The 2,855-nt window shown below is 62.4% G+C and carries 3 protein-coding genes; all 3 read right to left on the bottom strand.

Annotated elements, in window-relative coordinates:
* Positions 1-141 precede the first annotated feature (141 nt).
* Positions 142-1,047, bottom strand: coding sequence for a formate dehydrogenase accessory sulfurtransferase FdhD (locus AC1D1P_RS19730; RefSeq protein WP_477669770.1), 906 nt, complete (start codon positions 1,045-1,047; stop codon positions 142-144).
* 77 nt (positions 1,048-1,124) lie between these two features.
* Positions 1,125-1,511: a hypothetical protein gene (locus tag AC1D1P_RS19735; RefSeq protein WP_477674141.1), complete on the bottom strand. Its 387-nt coding sequence runs from the start codon at positions 1,509-1,511 to the stop codon at positions 1,125-1,127.
* Between the two features lie 28 nt (positions 1,512-1,539).
* The gene (locus tag AC1D1P_RS19740; protein ID WP_477669771.1) at positions 1,540-2,718 is read right to left on the bottom strand and encodes a formate dehydrogenase subunit gamma; all 1,179 of its coding nucleotides are present in this window, start codon (positions 2,716-2,718) and stop codon (positions 1,540-1,542) included.
* Positions 2,719-2,855 lie beyond the last annotated feature (137 nt).

The following is a 2,855-nucleotide window of genomic DNA, read 5'->3' on the forward strand; positions in this document are numbered from 1 at the left end:
CCAGTATCCAGCGCAGTGTGCTCAGCCGGCCAGAGGTATCAGGACGGCCGCAGTCCACCGGGCTCAGCAAGGGTTCCGGGATGCCAGGCGAGGTGTGTTGGACGTGGGCGTCGTGCATGGCGGCATCATGCCACGGCAGATTCAGGGCTCAGCGCCCACATTGCGAGGGCGGGGGCCAGCCAGTTCTGGCTGCAGCTTGAGCCGCTGCGGGTTGGCATAACAGACAAAACGCTTGTTGGTGGCGCGGCCAATCGCGCACAGGCCGACTGACTGCGCGACCTGATGGCCCATCTGCGTGATGCCGCTGCGCGAGACCACAATGGGCACCCCCATCTGCGCGGACTTGATGACCATTTCGCTGGTGAGGCGGCCTGTGGTGTAGAAAACTTTGTTCGCCTCATTCACCGATGGGCTGTCTTGCATGGACATCCAGCCAGCGATGGTGTCTATGGCGTTGTGGCGGCCCACGTCTTCCACGAAGAGCAGCATTTCAGGGTCGCCCGCCGTCATCGCAAACAATGCACACGCATGCACCGAGCCGGCGGATTTGTACGTCGTTTCCTTGAGTCGTATGGTGTTGACGAGGGAATACAACTGGGCCTGGGTAATACGTGCATCAGCGGGCAGCACGATGCTGTCGACTTCGTCCATCAGGCCGCCAAACACACTGCCCTGCCCGCAACCCGTGGTGACCACACGGCGCGAGGTTTTCTCTTCAATGTCTTCAATGCCGTGGTGTGTCTTGACGGCAGCCGCGCCCACGTCCCAGTCGACGGTGATGGACTCGATATCGGTCACATCCTTGACCAGCCGCTGGTTGCGCAGGTAGCCGAGCACCAGCAACTCGGGGTGAGCGCCCAATGTCATGAGCGTCACAAGCTCGCGCTTGTCGACATACACCGTGAGGGCGCGCTCGGCGGGGATGGCGACCTTGTGCGCCTCGCCATATTCATTGACGGCATCAACCTCGCAGGTCAGGGGCGCCTGGGCGTTGGTCAGCCGGGGCAGGCTTTGCGGACGTGAAAGAGGGGGTGTCGAGGCGGGCATGAGGGAAGACTACAACAAAAAAGCCGGCCCCTCGCGGGGTCGGCTTTTTGGGAAACGAAACGACTCAGCAGGATGGCTCAAGACTTCTTGGCGGGGTTTCCAACCGCATCGGGCTGCTTGGTACTGGGCGGGCTGGTAGCGTTGCCTGCGGGTGAATGCGCGCCGGCCGCTTCGATCGGCTTTGCTGCAGGCGGGGTGTAGGCGAAGGGGCCGGGGTCCGCGCAAGCAGGTGCAGGCGTCGGCGGTTTGGTCTCTTTGCCGGTGGCCTTGGCCGTTTTGTAATAGCTGGYGGCGACCTTGTCTTGCGATTTGCACAGCTGGTAGGCCTCCAGCTTGCCGGTCCAGGCGGTCTTGGCGGCCGCTTCTGCGGCCTTGGCCTTGGCTTCGTCGCTCAGGGCGGGCAGTTTGGCCAGCGACGCGGCCGATGCGGCGGCCAGCAAGCTCATGATCAGAATTTTTTTCATGGGATTCCTCACTACAACTCTTCGGGGCTTATGCCTGCGCCGTCTGGCCGGGCGGGTCAACAGGCTTGCTGCGTTGGGCCGGAATGTTCCCGGCTTTGACATCGTCATACCAGTATTCGTGGTGCTCACGGGCCCAGGTCTCATCGACGTAACCTGTACGCATGGCCTTGTAGGCGCCCTGCATGCCGATGGTGCCGAGGTAGATATGGCCGAGGAACAAACACATCATGAGCACGGTGGCCACGGCGTGCACCATGTGTGCGACCTGCATCGTCGAGCGCTCATAGATCAGGCCGGGCAGCAGCTTGTCGAGCACAAAGCCCGACGACACCACCACGATGCCCAGGAAGAACACGCCGCCCCAGAAGATGAGTTTTTCGCCGGCGTTGAAACGGTTCGAAGGCGGTTCTTCGCCGCCCGTGATCAGGCCACCGCCTTTGGCCAGCCAGTGCAGATCGCCCTTTTGCGGCCAGTTGTCGCGCAGGAAGGTCAGGAACACGATCACCAGCGACACCGCGAACAGCGGGCCGGCAAAGTTGTGCATGGTCTTGAGGGTCCAGGTCAGCCAGCCGAAGAGCGCGCCACCGATCACGGGCAGCAGAAAGAATTTGCCAAACGCCATGACCAGACCTGAGATGGCCAGGATGCAGAACGCGATCGCGTTGGACCAATGCGCGGCACGCTCAAACGGCGTGAATCGTTCGATCTTGCGGCCGGTGTCGACGCCGTGGATTTTGATCGAACCCTTGCTGAAGTAAAAAATCGCGATGGCCAACAGCACGATCAGGAACAGCGAGCCCCCATAGGGAATGATCCAGTTGTTGCGCACCTGTCGCCAGGCTTCGCCGGCGTTGGTCAGGCGTGAGCCGGGGTACTGCACAAAGGGCTGAATCAGGTTGCCGGCTTCGGGCGCTTCGCTCTTGGGCAGGCTGCTGTAGCCGGTGACGCCCTCGCCCACCTGGCGCCACATGGGCGCGTTGTTGCCCGGTTGCACTTTTGCGCGTTCACCATTGGTCTGCTTGGCGTAGTTGGGGTCGGCGCTGGCCTCGGGCTTGACCTCAAAGATGTTCTGGCCCTGGATGCCGCCGGTGGCGGCGGGAGCGGTAGCAGGCGCGGCGGTGGCCGGCGGAGCCGCAGGCGCCTGCGCGCAGGCAAGTCCCGCCAGGCTGGCCGCTATGAAAAATATAGCTGTTCGCGCACGATACATAAGGCCTCCGGTCACTATTTCGAGCTACCGATCTTGTTGTACTCGTTCTGGCTGTTCTGCGCGCGGGCCTTCAGGCCTTGCTCCCAGCTGGTCTTGTCGCCGGCCTTCCAGCCTGGCGCCGCAAACTGGGTTTGCAC

The organism is Polaromonas sp. P1_E1_2 (assembly GCF_056406035.1).